The sequence below is a fragment of the Desmonostoc muscorum LEGE 12446 genome, from assembly GCF_015207005.2.
Classification (GTDB): domain Bacteria; phylum Cyanobacteriota; class Cyanobacteriia; order Cyanobacteriales; family Nostocaceae; genus Nostoc; species Nostoc muscorum.
The window spans coordinates 3,966,968-3,981,155 of the sequence record NZ_JADEXS020000001.1; the positions used below are offsets into that span (position 1 = coordinate 3,966,968).

18 protein-coding genes are annotated in these 14,188 nt (G+C 39.9%); 3 read left to right on the top strand and 15 right to left on the bottom strand.

What is annotated here, in order from left to right; genetic code table 11:
* Positions 1 to 886 precede the first annotated feature (886 nt).
* Complete coding sequence (locus IQ276_RS16975) at positions 887 to 1,669, top strand: peptidylprolyl isomerase (RefSeq protein WP_235116326.1); 783 nt, start codon at positions 887 to 889, stop codon at positions 1,667 to 1,669.
* 88 nt (positions 1,670 to 1,757) lie between these two features.
* On the opposite strand, the gene IQ276_RS16980 is transcribed toward IQ276_RS16975, so the two are convergent.
* The 13 genes from IQ276_RS16980 to IQ276_RS17040 form a co-directional block, all read right to left on the bottom strand.
* Positions 1,758 to 2,066, bottom strand: coding sequence for a HetP family heterocyst commitment protein (locus IQ276_RS16980; protein ID WP_193921144.1), 309 nt, complete (start codon positions 2,064 to 2,066; stop codon positions 1,758 to 1,760).
* A 206-nt stretch (positions 2,067 to 2,272) separates the two neighbouring features.
* Complete coding sequence (locus IQ276_RS16985) at positions 2,273 to 3,373, bottom strand: T3SS effector HopA1 family protein (RefSeq protein ID WP_193921137.1); 1,101 nt, start codon at positions 3,371 to 3,373, stop codon at positions 2,273 to 2,275.
* Positions 3,374 to 3,603: 230 nt separating this feature from the next.
* A complete protein-coding gene (locus tag IQ276_RS16990) occupies positions 3,604 to 4,782 on the bottom strand; it encodes a phosphotransferase (RefSeq protein ID WP_193921136.1) in 1,179 nt (392 codons plus the stop codon).
* 326 nt (positions 4,783 to 5,108) lie between these two features.
* Positions 5,109 to 5,330, bottom strand: a complete 222-nt coding sequence (locus tag IQ276_RS16995; RefSeq protein WP_190884615.1) for a hypothetical protein — start codon at positions 5,328 to 5,330, stop codon at positions 5,109 to 5,111.
* Positions 5,331 to 5,499: 169 nt separating this feature from the next.
* Positions 5,500 to 5,727 (bottom strand): hypothetical protein, encoded by a 228-nt coding sequence (locus IQ276_RS17000; RefSeq protein ID WP_190884614.1) that lies wholly within the window; start codon positions 5,725 to 5,727, stop codon positions 5,500 to 5,502.
* Between the two features lie 166 nt (positions 5,728 to 5,893).
* Entirely contained in the window at positions 5,894 to 6,124 is a 231-nt protein-coding gene (locus IQ276_RS17005; RefSeq protein ID WP_193921135.1) for a hypothetical protein, read from the bottom strand.
* A gap of 163 nt (positions 6,125 to 6,287) precedes the next feature.
* Complete coding sequence (locus IQ276_RS17010) at positions 6,288 to 6,518, bottom strand: hypothetical protein (RefSeq protein WP_193921134.1); 231 nt, start codon at positions 6,516 to 6,518, stop codon at positions 6,288 to 6,290.
* 163 nt (positions 6,519 to 6,681) lie between these two features.
* Positions 6,682 to 6,912 (bottom strand): hypothetical protein, encoded by a 231-nt coding sequence (locus IQ276_RS17015; protein ID WP_193921133.1) that lies wholly within the window; start codon positions 6,910 to 6,912, stop codon positions 6,682 to 6,684.
* Between the two features lie 163 nt (positions 6,913 to 7,075).
* On the bottom strand, positions 7,076 to 7,306 hold the full coding sequence (locus tag IQ276_RS17020; protein WP_193921132.1) for a hypothetical protein: 231 nt from the start codon (positions 7,304 to 7,306) through the stop codon (positions 7,076 to 7,078).
* Between the two features lie 668 nt (positions 7,307 to 7,974).
* Positions 7,975 to 8,241, bottom strand: a complete 267-nt coding sequence (locus IQ276_RS17025) for a hypothetical protein (RefSeq protein ID WP_235115736.1) — start codon at positions 8,239 to 8,241, stop codon at positions 7,975 to 7,977.
* Positions 8,242 to 8,601: 360 nt separating this feature from the next.
* The gene (locus IQ276_RS17030; RefSeq protein WP_190884610.1) at positions 8,602 to 8,742 is read right to left on the bottom strand and encodes a hypothetical protein; all 141 of its coding nucleotides are present in this window, start codon (positions 8,740 to 8,742) and stop codon (positions 8,602 to 8,604) included.
* Positions 8,743 to 8,755: 13 nt separating this feature from the next.
* The gene (locus IQ276_RS17035; protein WP_193924122.1) at positions 8,756 to 10,237 is read right to left on the bottom strand and encodes a M16 family metallopeptidase; all 1,482 of its coding nucleotides are present in this window, start codon (positions 10,235 to 10,237) and stop codon (positions 8,756 to 8,758) included.
* A 77-nt stretch (positions 10,238 to 10,314) separates the two neighbouring features.
* Positions 10,315 to 11,988: a M16 family metallopeptidase gene (locus IQ276_RS17040; protein ID WP_235115737.1), complete on the bottom strand. Its 1,674-nt coding sequence runs from the start codon at positions 11,986 to 11,988 to the stop codon at positions 10,315 to 10,317.
* 151 nt (positions 11,989 to 12,139) lie between these two features.
* On the opposite strand from IQ276_RS17040, the gene IQ276_RS17045 reads away from it, so the two are divergent.
* Positions 12,140 to 12,754 (top strand): TetR/AcrR family transcriptional regulator, encoded by a 615-nt coding sequence (locus IQ276_RS17045; protein ID WP_190884607.1) that lies wholly within the window; start codon positions 12,140 to 12,142, stop codon positions 12,752 to 12,754.
* A 97-nt stretch (positions 12,755 to 12,851) separates the two neighbouring features.
* On the opposite strand, the gene IQ276_RS17050 is transcribed toward IQ276_RS17045, so the two are convergent.
* A complete protein-coding gene (locus IQ276_RS17050; RefSeq protein WP_190881425.1) occupies positions 12,852 to 13,328 on the bottom strand; it encodes a DUF4332 domain-containing protein in 477 nt (158 codons plus the stop codon).
* Positions 13,329 to 13,425: 97 nt separating this feature from the next.
* On the opposite strand from IQ276_RS17050, the gene IQ276_RS17055 reads away from it, so the two are divergent.
* Entirely contained in the window at positions 13,426 to 13,728 is a 303-nt protein-coding gene (locus IQ276_RS17055) for a hypothetical protein (RefSeq protein WP_193919960.1), read from the top strand.
* 25 nt (positions 13,729 to 13,753) lie between these two features.
* Here IQ276_RS17055 and IQ276_RS17060 read toward each other — a convergent pair whose 3' ends face one another.
* On the bottom strand, positions 13,754 to 14,089 hold the full coding sequence (locus IQ276_RS17060) for a XisI protein (RefSeq protein ID WP_193919959.1): 336 nt from the start codon (positions 14,087 to 14,089) through the stop codon (positions 13,754 to 13,756).
* Positions 14,090 to 14,188 lie beyond the last annotated feature (99 nt).

Sequence of the window (14,188 nt, forward strand, 5' to 3'; positions counted from 1 at the left end):
GGAGTACCTTAATTCAAAACCTCACAAGATGTCAAATGGGTTCTATACAACATTCAGATATAGGTGCGTTGTCAAGCAGTGCAACGCACCTTAAATTGTTGACTGTGCGTTAGCGTACTCCATTTACGTTTGTTATAGCGGTTCCCATTCAGATGCGGTACAACATCATATCGCAAGGTGTAGGGGCACGGCAGTGCCCATTGGTGTCAACTTAACGTGAAACCCTTGTCAATACTTGATATTGAGTTCATTCACTTACCGTTACTCACCGCGTCACCCCACCCCAGTTTTGTCTAAAGCCAAAACCGCCCCTCCCCAAGGCATCGGCTACGGTGTATACACAAGTGCTATCTGTAAGGGTTTCAAGCTTTCTAGACCTAATAAATTGTGATTATGAGTCTTCAATAAAGGGCACAGCAGTGCTGTGCCCCTACGAAAGATGTGGTTTTTGAATTATCGATGTTTGGTATTTCCTGTGAATGCCTAATACGATTTCACGAAAACCTAGATACAGATAGATTTCTCGTAGGGGCACGGCACTGCCGTGCCCTTACCACAGATGTGTATACACGGTAGCCTTAGTAAGGGGAGGGGTAAAGCGTATGTGGGACAACCGTTTGAGCTTAAGTTGACACCTATCGGCACTGCCGTGCCCTTACAGGTCTACCTCACTTGAAATATTAGCACCGACTTACTTACATAGAAATAATAACTCTTAAATTGTTGAAGAATATTTTATATTTTAACTTAATTAAGTATAGATTTTATTTTCAATAAATACTCTAAAAAATACATCCCAAAAACATAGCAAAGCTATAATTAATAGAGTAGGATTTAAAATCAAAACATCCTATTAATTTAGGTTCATAATTGGAGGAATTAGATGATGTCAAATGTATTGACTGTTTCTCCTGAGGATATTCTTGACCACATTAAACTGTCTTGCCAAATTCCTAGTATATTGGAGGCGATCGCCAGTCGAAAAATTGTTGAAAATGAAGCTAAACAGGCAGGTATCGAAATTGGTTTAGAAGAACTACAAAATGCAGCAGATAACTTGCGTTTAGCCAATCAACTGTTAAAAGCAGAAGATACCTGGGCGTGGTTAGAAAAACATTATCTTTCCCTCGACGACTTGGAAAAAATAGTCGAAACTACTCTACTATCTACCAAATTAGCAAATCATTTATTTGCAAATAAAGTAGAACAATTTTTTTATGCACACCAACTTGATTATGTTGGAGCAGTAACTTATGAAGTTGTTTTGGATGACGAAGATTTAGCACTAGAATTGTTTTATGCTCTGCAAGAAGGCGAAATTAGTTTCCAAGAAATTGCCCGCCAATACATTCAAAATATTGAAATCCGACGTGCTGGAGGTTATCAAGGAATACGACTCCGCAGGGATTTTAGACCAGAAATTGCAGCAGCAGTATTTGCTGCTAATCCTCCACAAATTCTCAAGCCAATCACTACTCCCAAAGGAGTACATATAATTGTAGTTGAGGAAATTATCAAACCTCAATTGGACGAACAGCGACGGCTGCAAATCATAGGAGAATTATTTGCTAATTGGTTAAAAACACAAATCCCCCCTATAGAAATAGGGTCAAACCTAACCAAAGTTGTCAATTCTGAAACATCTAAAGATATAGTAATGGAGGTTTAAGATATCAAAATCATTGTAGAGACGTTGCAATGCAACGTCTCTACATCTGGCTAATTAATTTTGAATTTTGAATTCTGATTTTTAAGAATTAGTTTGAACCGTGTTGATCGCTATTCTGTTGAAACCAGGTTGATTCTAGTTGTAAAAATCCTACATTTTGATTATCAGTTTGATAAAGGTTTATTTTGTGAAATAGGCAATTTTTTTTCATTAATCGAATGTAGGTGCGGGACGGTATATATTCAAGGGGATTATAGCCACTAAAACGCAGCATTAAAACACAAGCCCAAGAATATTTACCATCTTTCACAGCTTTGATGATTTCTTCTAATTCTTCATGATTAAAATTTATTTTTTTATTGAACGCTTCATTAGACTCGAAAAATTCTTGACTCATATAATTTCCTCGTGAGTAAAAATTAGCGTTGCTGAGTAATTGAACTGTAGACTGGGGATTCAGAACTAACCATTTTTGGATTTTAGATTTTAACTAGGGGATTAAAAATTCAAAATTCTTTATTCAAGTTGCTGCATAAAGAGCGGTAAGGCATAAGAGATAGGTATGAGTTCAATCCAAAATTTAAAATCTAAAATCCAAAATTGTCAGAGATTCAAGGAAATATATATATCTTCAGAATTTGCATTGAGGTAGGGATGCTGTAATTCAACTTTATGTAAAGAAAAATGTTGCAGAACTGCTGTTATCCGCTTTGCTGGTGTATCATTTCCTTGAAGCCAACTCTCAAGTAAACCATTCGCAATAATTTGGCAACGGTGTGTACCAAAGCTTTCATGATCGCTAAATTTATCGTCTGGTTCTTCAGCGATCGCTAACCCTGGTGCAATTAACTTGGTAAACAAAGGCACTTCTTCCTGAAAATAAGATTGATGTTCTAGATAAACCCTTTCTAACACTGGGTGAACAGCTTCGTATTTGTTTTTGTCAAAATAAAGTACTGCTGAATCGCAACGTCCATAATCTGAAGGATTGTAGAGTGCTTTAAATGAGAAAGGAACATCTATAGAGTTAAGTTGGGTAGTCAAAGCATCCATAACTGCAACTGCACCTTCTGCGGTTAAGTTGAAATAAACGCGCACAATATTTTTATTTTGATGAGAAGCTGCATTACCAATTGCCATATAAAATCCATTTTGTACTAGATTCTTAGGCATTCTAATTGCAACTGAGTTACCAACAGTGACATTTCGCTCAGCTGGTTGCAGATGAATATTGCGCTGTATATGTAGTTTCAAAGCATTCTTATACACCATCAAAACGTCATTGCTTTCTTCTTTAATTACAAGCCAATCATTGCTGAGGTAGCCTTCACCCCTGTTGCTTTCATGCAAGCGTTCATAAAAAGCTACATCTACACCCAAAAGAGTGTTATTTTCTAGATTTTGGTTAAGTGCCAAATTTGTTGTGTCTGCATCAGGAGCAAGAGCAGATTTCAAAGAACCGTTGTAATAGATACCGTAGAGAAAACTACGCAATTGCAGACTTAAAAACTTGTTCTGGAGATCCAAAGGTAATTGCTGAAAACCAGGAATTGCTGACTCTGGTAATTCCATTGGTTTGTAGTCTGGGTGCTGAATGCGATAATGAGACTGGATTTCAACTTTATGAATGATGTCCTGTAATGATGTCTGCAATGGCTCTGGAACTTCTGATAGTTGAGTTTCTAGCGAATCTAATAGTTGCATAATGGCTGCTGTGTAAATAAAAGAGGAGTAGAGGGGAGATGGGGATGTAGCGGAATTTCAAGTTAGAGATTTTCGAGAAAACGAACCACAGAGGCACAGAGGACACGGAGAGATGAACAAGAGACAAAGAGTGTTTCTTTCAATCCAAAAGATGTTCGTTCCTCTCTACGAGATGCTGTGCGTAGCTTGCGCTATCGGCAATCTAAAATCCAAAATTGATTGACTTGCTTTTATACACGAGATAAGTTTGTTGGATACAGATCTGATGCTTGCACACCAAAAATCGTTCGTATAGATGCTTCTGGGCGACACAATAAACTCTTGGCAACCTGGAGCATACATATACCTGAATTACCAAATCTCTTTTCATACTGAAGTATCGCCTGAATAGATCTAATCAAAGCTAAACCAGAAAATTGGATAACTCGTCGTAAGAAATCAGGACGATGTTCTAGTACTTGAGGGAATTCAGCTAAATAACTAGCCACTAACGCCGCCATCGACGGCTGGAGAAGTTGCAGAGGAGTTGTAGCTAGACGTAATGACTCTTCGATCGCTATATCTTTACCAACGACAATACTATACAACCACATTTGCAGATAGCTGGCTAGCAAATTTCCTAAATCATTTGCTGGATCTCCCCAATCGCAACGTTCCCAGTCAATCAACCGAATCACACTCTCACCTGAGAATGATTGCTGAAAAATAGCTTGTTCCCAATCGAGAGAAATCAGGATATTATTCAGCTTGAGATCGTTATGAGTCAGACAATAAGCACTGAAACTACTAGCCAAATCAGCGATCGCTTGTCCTAAGCTATCGTAACGTTGATAAAGGGCGAAAAATTTCAATCCATCGCCAGGAACTCTACCATAAATTTCTGGTGTAATTCTATCTAGTCCTTGATATAGGTTTGGAGGTTCTTGATTTGATACATTCTCGCCATTTTGAAAAAATTCTCGATATTCTGGACGGCTAATACTTACACGATGAATCGATGCCAAAATACTGCCAACTATCTTTGCAATCTCAGTGGGAAAAAAATTCTCCTTGATGTAGAAATCTGCCAAATCTCGATAGTTACTCAGATAATTAAAAACAATGATGGAATTTTCGGCATCAAAATGCAGTACTTCCGAACAATAGGAACGAATGTGATTAATTTCTGAGAATCTGTGAAAAAAATTATGAATTCTCCATTCGTCAAAAAACTCACCAGCAGTTTTTCCTTCTCGATTGTGACGCTCTTGTTTAACTAAAAGTTGCTGACCTTCTGGTAAGGTGATTAATAAGTTAAAGTTTTTGGCAGGCTTTAGCTCAATTTTACTTAATGATTTTTCTTCTTGAGTACACAATCCCAGAGGAATTAGGTAGTCAAAGACATTTTGAGAACTTAATAAAAATGGCATAGTGTCAGATATTTCCTTGCAAAATTAAAAGTTGCTGTTACTCAATCAAGAAGCTGGAAAATCAATATTCTGCTAAACAGAATATTCGTGGTTAATTGAGCATTTTATTGATTGGCGATCGTAGTTGAATTAAGCTCAAATATACGCTCAATAAAAATTCTTTGATTATTCTGAAAAACACATAAAAACAATTGCAATTTAGACATATAACTCCTATTTATTGCGTGGAAAAACTCGCCCTCAAATCGTTTAAAATACTGATTCCTAACTGATATGAAGACACGAGCAATCGCCTCTCTAATCTCTGCCTACATCAGACAAGAGTTCTATTGCTTGCTGTATGATGTAGCTATAAAGGCAATCTGACCAATAGCATAGATATTGACATATGCTTCAAGTAGTTTTGTTAAAATTGACATGTCACTGAATTGAGAAGAGTCACCACCAAAAATGGAATCAACATCGCTTAAATCACTGAGAAAGCTTTCCTCTCCTTGGAATAATTCAGAGCCAGAAACATATAGTTCAGAAAGAGTGATATTTGCCATGACTTATTCCTTAAATACTTATTATAATTAAGCTCTTCTTCAATCCATCTGGTTAGCTCTTGGGGATTATTGGTAATCAAGAAATCTCATATATTGAATAGAGATTACTTTCTACCTTTCATCCCCAAAGAGCTATTTAGCTTTGTAATTAACTACAAAACTATTACTATTACCCGTTACTGTGGCTGAATGACTTGGCTATAAAGGCAATATGACCAATAGCATAGGTATCAACATATGCTTCAGCGAGTTTTGTCAAACTTGACATGTCACTAAAATTAGAAGAGTTACCACCAGAAATCGAATCAACATCGCTTAAATCATTGAGAAAGCTTTCGGCTCCTTCAAACAATTCAGAGCCAGAAACATATAGTTCAGAAAGAGTAATATTTGCCATGACTTATTCCTCAAATACTTCTTTTAATTAAGCTGTCGTTGAATTCATCTGGTTGGCTCTTGGGAATTATTGGTAATCAAGAAACCTCATGCATTGAATAGAGATCACTTTCTACTTTTCATCCCCAAAGAGTCATTTAGCTTTGCAATTAACTACAAAACTATTACTAATACCCGTTACTGTGGCTGTATGACTTGGCTACAAAGGTGATATGACCAATAGCATAGGTATCAACATATGCTTCAGCCAGTTTTGTCAAACTTGACAAGTCACTAAAATGAGAAGAGTCACCACCAGAAATCGAATCAACATCGCTTAAATCATTGAGAAAGCTTTCGGTTCCTTCAAACAATTCAGAGCCAGAAACATATAGTTCAGAAAGAGTAATATTTGCCATGACTTATTCCTCAAGCAATTGTTCTAATTAAGCTGTAGTTGAATTTATTTGCTTGGCTCTTGGGGATTATTGATAATCAAGAAACCTCATACATTCAATAGAGATAATTTGCTATTTTTTGTCCCCAAAGAGCCATTTAGCTTTGTACTTAACTACTCAAATATTAGTAGTACGTACCGTTGCTGTAGGACTTAGCTACAAAGGTGATATGACCGATAGCATAGGTATCAACGTATGCTTCAGCTAGTTTTGTCAATGTTGAAATGTCACTAAAACCAACATAGTTACCACCAGAGATGGAATCAACATCGCTTAAATCATTGAGAAAGCTTTCGGTTCCCTGAAACAATTCAGAACCAGAAATGTATAGTTCAGAAAGAGTGATATTTGCCATGATTTATTCCTCAAATTCTTGTTCTAGTTAAGCTGTAGTTGAATTTATTTGGTTGGCTCTTGGGGATTATTAGTAGTCAAGAAACCTCATGTTTCAAATAGAGATGACTTTCTAGTTTTCATCCCTTAAGAGCCATTTAGCTTTGTAATTAACTACAAAACTATTAGTAGTATGTACCGTTGCTATAGGACTTGGCTACAAAGGTGATATGACCGATAGCATAGGTATCAACGTATGCTTCAGCCAGTTTTGTTAATGTTGAAATGTCACTAAAACCACTATAGTTACCACCAGAGATGGAATCAGCATCGTTTAAATCATTGAGAAAGCTTTCGGTTCCCTGAAACAATTCAGAACCAGAAATGTATAGTTCAGAAAGAGTGATATTTGCCATGATTTATTCCTCAAATCCTTGTTGTAATTAAGCTGTAATTGAATTTATTCGGTTGGCTCTTGGGGATTGTTGGTAATCGAGAAATCTCATATTTAAAATAGAGATAACTTTCTACTTTTGATACCCAAAGAGCCATTTAGCTTTGTAATTAACTACAAAACTATTAGTACCATCCGCCTTTGCTGTATGACTTGGCTACATAGGTAACATGACCAATAGCATAGGTATCAACGTATGCTTCAGCCAGTTTTGTTAATGTTGAAATGTCACTAAAACCACTATAGTTACCACCAGAGATGGAATCAGCATCGTTTAAATCATTGAGAAAGCTTTCGGCTCCCTCAAATAATTCAGAGCCAGAAACATATAGTTCAGAAAGAGTGATATTTGCCATTTTTTCCTCTTAGAAAACTTGCTTTCAATCAGATTAATTTAACAGGTGATTAAGCTCTGCTTTGCTTACCTGTTACTGCAATTTTTATTTAGGAAATTAGTAAAGTCAAGCTTATGAAGCTGTTTAGAAAGACAGATGTCAATGAGTTGAGTCTTTATTGAATTTTATTTTTAAGCAAGAAATATATACTCAACTGGTTTGATTTTTGAACTTATTTGCATGGTGTGCGAAGCACGATATAGCGGTTCCCATTCATATGCGGTACAAGATTATATCGCAAGGTGTAGGGGCACGGCAGTGCCGCGCCCTTACGGGTGTACGTCACGTAAACGAGAACCGCTATAGGCAGGGAGTAGGGAATAGGGAATCAGCCTTTTCTAGTTGCACGGAGTTTTTTCACGCAATCATATAGGAGTCTTAGATGATGGTGAGAACTTTACTGGAGTTACTAGAAAATTGTTGTTTATACCATTTTTCTGTGAAGCTGCATATATTTACCCCCCGACTAACGCCGTTCCCCCTTAGCAAGGAGGGACTACAGGCAGGGCTGTGTTAAAACTTTTCATAAAAAAGTGCGTTCTAATATTAGTCACAATTAGAACGCACGAAAATATAGAAAAAACTTCAATCACAAAACTGTGGTCACTAATAAATTAGCACATTGGCTCTTATACCAACCTTTGAAATACTTTATCTAGCCCTAATCTAAAGCTATCCAAAAGTGAATTTACTTGTTGTAGCGAGTTTCCTGGTGATGATATCTCAGGATTCGCTGGACTCGATGAATTATTTGTGTCAAATGTGTTGGGGAACTCTCTGTCAAACCCAGTATATCCTACACCACCCTCTACTTTTTTCATTTCTCCAACAGTGATTTCATTGAGAAACTGCTTGTTCGTACTGGGATGCAAATCGTAAATTTTTATTCTAACCATTGACTCAACTCCAAAAATACTTAATGGCAAGTAACACAGTTGTGGATAATTTTGATCTTTAATTTCAAAATTATTCTCTGATATTATTTTGCTCTTAAATTAGGAAAATTCAATAATTTCAGGTTAATTTTATAGACATAAGTAAAGAAATTGTGTCTGATAAAGTAATGAATTGAACTAAATTTATTTGATTTTTTTGTTCCTTCCATAATGTGTAGGGACACGATGAATCGCGTCCCTATTATCGTTTGACTAAAACTTGTTATCTACCTATAGACTCAGCTTTTTTCTTTTCCAGCTTCCCCTGCTTTTGGTAACTTTCGATGGGTGAAGTATAAATGGCGATCCAATAAGGTTCGGTTAAGGTTTTTTGATGAAAATTCTAGATCCAAAGACGCGATAAATCGCCGTCTCTACAAGGATCAATCTTTCGTCTTGACGGCGATTTATGCCGTCTGGTGGCTTAACCGAACCGTATTGAATGACGATCGCATCCATCATCCCATCTACCCAACTAATTCTTCGCCTGTGGTTGTGAGGGAATTGTCACATCTATTGGCGTTACTTGTGCAGCTAATTGCGTCAACGGCGGTTGAATGGCGGTTTGATTCCCCACAACTAGAGTCACAATATTTTCTGGCTTGAGGTATTTTTGTGCTACGCGCTGCACATCATCGGCTGTGGTGGCGGCGACGGCTTTTTGATAGCGAAACAGAAAATCAGCCGGATAGCCGTAATATTCGTATTGCATCAGCCGTGATAGAGTTTGAGCGGGGTCTTGAAAGTTGAAGACAAAGGAGTTGAGTGTAGATTCTTTGGCAAAAGCTAGTTCCTTTGGTGTCACTTTTTGAGCTTGGATGCGTTTAATTTCAGCTTGTAAGGCTTTGACAAACTGCACCGTAGCATCCGATCGCGTTTGTCCACCAGCAATGAACATTCCTGGATAATCGTAACGGGGACTCCAGATGCCATATACAGAATAAGCTAAACCTTGGCGCGATCGCAGTTCATTAAATAAACGTCCGCCAAATCCATTCAACACCTCATTCAACACATTCAGTGCTGGATAATCTGGACTGTTGAACTGTCCGCCTAAATGTCCAATCAGCACGCTGCTTTGTGTGAGTTGTGGCTGATTCACAAAAAACACTCCGCCTGTATTGGCTGGCGAAACCTCTGGTAATTGGGGTTTGGCAATTTTCGGGTTGGGTTTCCAGTCACCAAATTTAGCTTGAATGAGCGATCGCATTTTCTTCGGATCAAAATCCCCCACAATCCCCAAAATCATATTATTTGGGTGGAAGTATTGCTGATAAAACTTCAGCAAATCCTCACGGGAAACTCGATCCACCGTTGCATATTCTGTGGTGCGTCCATAGGCGCTATCTTTGCCATACAGCAACTTGCGAAATTCTCGATTAGCAATGCCATTTGGATCGTCATTGCGCCGTGCAATAGCACCCCTAGCTTGGGTTTTCGCCAAATCTAGCTTTTCTTGGGCAAATACAGGCGATCGCAACACCTCAGCAAACAACCCAAACACCGTTTCTAAATCCTCACTGAGGGCATCAAAGCCAGCACTACCAGCAGTTTCACTAATACCAGTTTCCACCGACGCCGCCCGTTGTTCCAATATCTCATTTAATTCATCAGCCGAGTGCTTCGTAGTTCCTCCAGTCCGCATTACCGCGCCTGTAAAACCAGCCAACCCGACTTTTTCCAACGGTTCCAAACGATTCCCAGTCCTTACCAACGCCGTACCCTTCACCAAAGGTAACTCGTGATCCTCCATCAAATAGACAACCAAGCCATTTTGCAGCACAAACCGCTCATACTTGGGAAACTTAACCTCAGGTAACGGTGGCAGCTGCAACTCAGTATAATGCTTCGCCTGTGCCGTCGCCGCCACAGAAAAATTAAAATTTAAAAGTAAAAAAGCAAAAACCACAACCAACCCATAAACAACTTTCTTCCCACTTGGGATTTTCAAAGCCATCTTCCTTTTACCCTTCCCCTTATACCTTTCCATATCTCTCTTCCTTTGCGCCCTTTGCGTCCTTTGCGGTTCGTTTCTCATCCTTGTTTCGACAACAGCTTCCCAATCGTGCGATTTTCCGGCGTAAACGTCGCCTTAGCTACCCGCTGAATATCACCAGGAGTTACCGCTGCAATTTCATCCAACTCCTTAAACAAATTCCGCCAAGAGCCAGTTTTCACCTCATATTCCAACAATTGCTGAGCCATTCCCGTATTAGAAGCTAAGCTGCGTAATAAATCCCCCCGCGCTTGAGTTTTCACTCGTTCCAACTCAACCGCCGCCACAGGTTCAGTTTTTAATTTCTCGATTTCTTCGCGTAAAGCGATCGCCAATTCATCAAGTGTATGACCAGGAGCAGTCAGAGCATAAAACAACATTAGGTTTGAGTATTTATCCCCAGGAAAACCACTGAAACCTTGAGCATTCAGCGCCAAACGCTGCTTTTCTACCAAAGATTTATACAGCCGTGACGTGCGTCCATCACTTAATAAACTGCCAATGATTTCATAGACTACATTATCTGGATGAGTAACTGACGGACGGTGATAGCCTTCCAAATACAACGGTTGAGCAGGTAATTCTAAAGTCACTTCCCGTGTTTGTTTTTGTTGCGGTTCCACGGGAATTTTTTGAGTAGCTTTAGCTTTAGCTTGATAACGTCCAAAATAAGTTTCTGCGAGTTTTTTCACCTGGGCGGGATTGACATCTCCGACAATGGCGATCGCTAAATTATTTGGTACATAATAAGCGTCAAAAAACTTTTGCACATCTGCTGGTGTTAAGTTACGGATATCTTTGTCATAACCAATCACCGGACGCCTGTAGGGATGAACTTTGTACGCAGTGTCGATAAATTTCTCCAACATCGTGCCAATGGGTGAATTATCCACCCGCATCCGTCGTTCCTCTAAAATGACATCTTTCTCTTTATAAAACTCACGACGAATTACAGGCTCAAGAAATCGTTCCGACTCCAGCGACATCCAGAGTTCCAACTTATTAGCAGGAAAGCTGTAAAAGTAACGGGTAGCTTCAGTTGAGGTACTAGCATTTAAACCCACACCTCCCGCTTGTTCCACAATTCGCCCCATTTCGTTTTGCTTGACTAGCTTACCTGCTTGGGATTCCACTTGCTTAAACTCAGCTTCTAGCCGCGCCACTTCATCTTTTTTGCCATCAGCTTTGGCTGCTTTAATTTGAGTATCTAACTGTTCCAAGCGTTCTAGTAGCGGTTTTTCTGCCTTGTAATCTTCCGTACCAATGCGCGTCGTCCCTTTAAACGCCAAATGTTCCAGAAAGTGAGCTACACCAGTTTTACCATCCGGCTCATCCACACCACCGACATCAGCATAGGTAAGAAAAGAAACTACAGGTGCTTGATGTCGTTCCAAAACAATGAACCTTAAACCATTTTCCAGGCGAAACTCCGTCAACTCATTGATGACTCGATCGAGATAAGGTTGAATCGAACTTGCAGCTGGTGGAGATATTGTTTGAGTTTGAGCCAGAACAACTTCTGGCTGCAATCCCCAGCAAAAAGCGATCGCCGCCAACAAGGCAACAAACAGCCTACGGGATGTGACTGATACTTTCTTAAATTGGGGACTGGGGACTGGGGACTGGGGATTAGGGAGTCCTGGCCACAACGCGTTGAACCAATCCAAAATCCAAAATCTAAAATCCAAAATTGACCGGGAGAGTTTGTTCATAAGCCAAAATTAAGATAAAGTTACACTACCGAAGAAATACGCTACTTAGCAAATAGAGCGTTAATGTTGTATTAAGCTTTTTCGGCTTTTTGTACTTGACGTTAGACAATAATGCTACAAGTCCTGTTCCGGATATTTAACCATAACAATTATGCGAGTTTTTAATTCTCCCCCACCCTCAGAGGCTCAGACGCGCACCCGGATTTTACAGGCAGCACAACGTTTGTTTGCCTCTCAGGGATTTGATGGCACCACCACCCGTGATTTAGCACAGACAGCAGGTGTGGCTGAAGGCACTCTATTTCGTCATTTTCCCAATAAAAAAGCAATTTTGGTAGAAGTCGCCACTAGTGGATGGGTGGAGATTTTGACGGATCTGCTGACAGAATTAAGTGAAATGGGTAGCTATAAAGCAGTAGCTCAAGTGATGCGCCGTCGGATGTGGAACTTCCAAAAAAATGCCGATTTGATGCGCGTTTGTTTCATGGAAGTGCAATTTCACCCCGACTTGCGCGATCGCATTCAATTAGAAGTCATCACAAAAATGACCGATGTTGCCGAAGCCTTCTTTCAAACAGCAATGGATAAAGGCATTTATCGGCAAATGGATGCCAACCTAGTCGCCAAAGTTTTCTTAGGAATGTTTGCGATCGCCGGCTTTTCCAACAACACCCTCATCGAACCAGACGCCTCACCCCAACAAATGCAACAAATGGCAGAAGGACTCGCTGATATCTTCCTCAATGGTGTATTGGTGAAAGATTAGGGAGTAGGGAGTGGGGAGTGGGGAGTGGGCATTGAGCATTGGTTATTCTCCCCCTGCTTCCCCTGCCTCCCCTGCTTCCCCTGCTCCCTCATCTCCCTCATCCCCCCACTCCCCCACTCCCTACTCCCCACTCCCCACTCCCCACCATTCTCGCTTCCTGACTCCACTGTTGTACTAACTCAATGGCTGGACACAAATCTCGCCGCTGCATTGTTGCTACTTGCAAGCGCATGATTTGTCTGTGCAATCTGTGAGTGGGAGTCTGAGCTAACTGTGCCACAGAACCGATACCCGCATGGAGCAATAAACCGCAATATTGCGTTCCGACGCTGGGAATACGTGCCAAGTCAGCCAAAGCCATCCATTTATTTACATACTGAAGATGAATCTGGAGTTTATTTGCTAACGCCACCCTTGCCTCAAGATTCCTTCCTTGTTTGACTAGCGCTACTGTGGTATTAATTCCACAATTTTGCAGTTGGGATTGTTCTTCTTGGCTGAGTCCAGGTAATTGTTCAATCGGCCAGTCACCGGATGTGACAGGACTTCGATGATTTGTTTGTTTAGCGGACATTTGTAAAAGTAAAACATAGGCTTATCTACATATTGTGACAGCCGCTTTTAGTGTTTTGTATTGGCGTGCAATTTAAATACAACCTGTTGCACCTTTGATGCATCGACCTGCACCTTTGATGTATCGACCTGCACCTTTGATGTATCGGCTTGCACCTTTGATGCATCGACCTGCACCTTTGATGCATCGGCTTGCACCTTTGATGCATCGGCTTGCACCTTTGATGCATCGACTTGCACCTTTGATGCATCGACTTGCAAAAATTAATACTAATTCAATTAATGATTGCAACACGTTGTTGGGTGAAGACGCGATGAATCGCGTCTCTACAAGATGGTCTATTTTTGCATTTTATTTTCAAATTGGTATGACCTGTTTGCGTCTTCCCTTAGGAGAATAACTCCTCACTCTTAACTCAGCACGCTTCATGCTACACCAAATCCAGTGTATTCCCGCATATAAGGCGCTTGAAAGCCCAATATAATATCTTCTTTGGGAATTCCCATTGCAACTAATTCATGGGCAATTCGTAACTCTGTTGTGTTCTGTTGCACCCAGATTTTACCGTCTTTAATGTCTAAGTGTAAGGCACAGCCATGCACGCGACGGTTACCATCCCAACCAACATTCATTACTTGATAGCGATCTTGTTGAAGATCAAAAACAGTTTGTGATTCTATTTCGCCGTTTGCAATTGGTGTGGCGGCGTAGTTGCTAAGTAAGTTTTGAATGCACTGGCGATACTGTTCTAGTTTATCCATTGCACAATTACCTCTTGAACTGGATCGTAAATCACCCGCTTAATTTGATCTGAAAGTTGAGCAAATTCCCGTTGAAATTGTGCAGCCCCCCTAGCGTTA

Excerpts from the sequence above, each read along its gene's own strand:
- IQ276_RS16975 (WP_235116326.1), top strand. The coding sequence starts at position 887 with ATGTCAAATGTATTGACTGTTTCTCCTGAGGATATTCTTGACCACATT.
- IQ276_RS16980 (WP_193921144.1), bottom strand. The coding sequence starts at position 2,066 with ATGAGTCAAGAATTTTTCGAGTCTAATGAAGCGTTCAATAAAAAAATA.
- IQ276_RS16985 (WP_193921137.1), bottom strand. The coding sequence starts at position 3,373 with ATGCAACTATTAGATTCGCTAGAAACTCAACTATCAGAAGTTCCAGAG.
- IQ276_RS16990 (WP_193921136.1), bottom strand. The coding sequence starts at position 4,782 with ATGCCATTTTTATTAAGTTCTCAAAATGTCTTTGACTACCTAATTCCT.
- IQ276_RS16995 (WP_190884615.1), bottom strand. The coding sequence starts at position 5,330 with ATGGCAAATATCACTCTTTCTGAACTATATGTTTCTGGCTCTGAATTA.
- IQ276_RS17000 (WP_190884614.1), bottom strand. The coding sequence starts at position 5,727 with ATGGCAAATATTACTCTTTCTGAACTATATGTTTCTGGCTCTGAATTG.
- IQ276_RS17005 (WP_193921135.1), bottom strand. The coding sequence starts at position 6,124 with ATGGCAAATATTACTCTTTCTGAACTATATGTTTCTGGCTCTGAATTG.
- IQ276_RS17010 (WP_193921134.1), bottom strand. The coding sequence starts at position 6,518 with ATGGCAAATATCACTCTTTCTGAACTATACATTTCTGGTTCTGAATTG.
- IQ276_RS17015 (WP_193921133.1), bottom strand. The coding sequence starts at position 6,912 with ATGGCAAATATCACTCTTTCTGAACTATACATTTCTGGTTCTGAATTG.
- IQ276_RS17020 (WP_193921132.1), bottom strand. The coding sequence starts at position 7,306 with ATGGCAAATATCACTCTTTCTGAACTATATGTTTCTGGCTCTGAATTA.
- IQ276_RS17025 (WP_235115736.1), bottom strand. The coding sequence starts at position 8,241 with ATGGTTAGAATAAAAATTTACGATTTGCATCCCAGTACGAACAAGCAG.
- IQ276_RS17030 (WP_190884610.1), bottom strand. The coding sequence starts at position 8,742 with ATGATGGATGCGATCGTCATTCAATACGGTTCGGTTAAGCCACCAGAC.
- IQ276_RS17035 (WP_193924122.1), bottom strand. The coding sequence starts at position 10,237 with ATGGCTTTGAAAATCCCAAGTGGGAAGAAAGTTGTTTATGGGTTGGTT.
- IQ276_RS17040 (WP_235115737.1), bottom strand. The coding sequence starts at position 11,988 with ATGAACAAACTCTCCCGGTCAATTTTGGATTTTAGATTTTGGATTTTG.
- IQ276_RS17045 (WP_190884607.1), top strand. The coding sequence starts at position 12,140 with ATGCGAGTTTTTAATTCTCCCCCACCCTCAGAGGCTCAGACGCGCACC.
- IQ276_RS17050 (WP_190881425.1), bottom strand. The coding sequence starts at position 13,328 with ATGTCCGCTAAACAAACAAATCATCGAAGTCCTGTCACATCCGGTGAC.
- IQ276_RS17055 (WP_193919960.1), top strand. The coding sequence starts at position 13,426 with ATGCATCGACCTGCACCTTTGATGTATCGACCTGCACCTTTGATGTAT.
- IQ276_RS17060 (WP_193919959.1), bottom strand. The coding sequence starts at position 14,089 with ATGGATAAACTAGAACAGTATCGCCAGTGCATTCAAAACTTACTTAGC.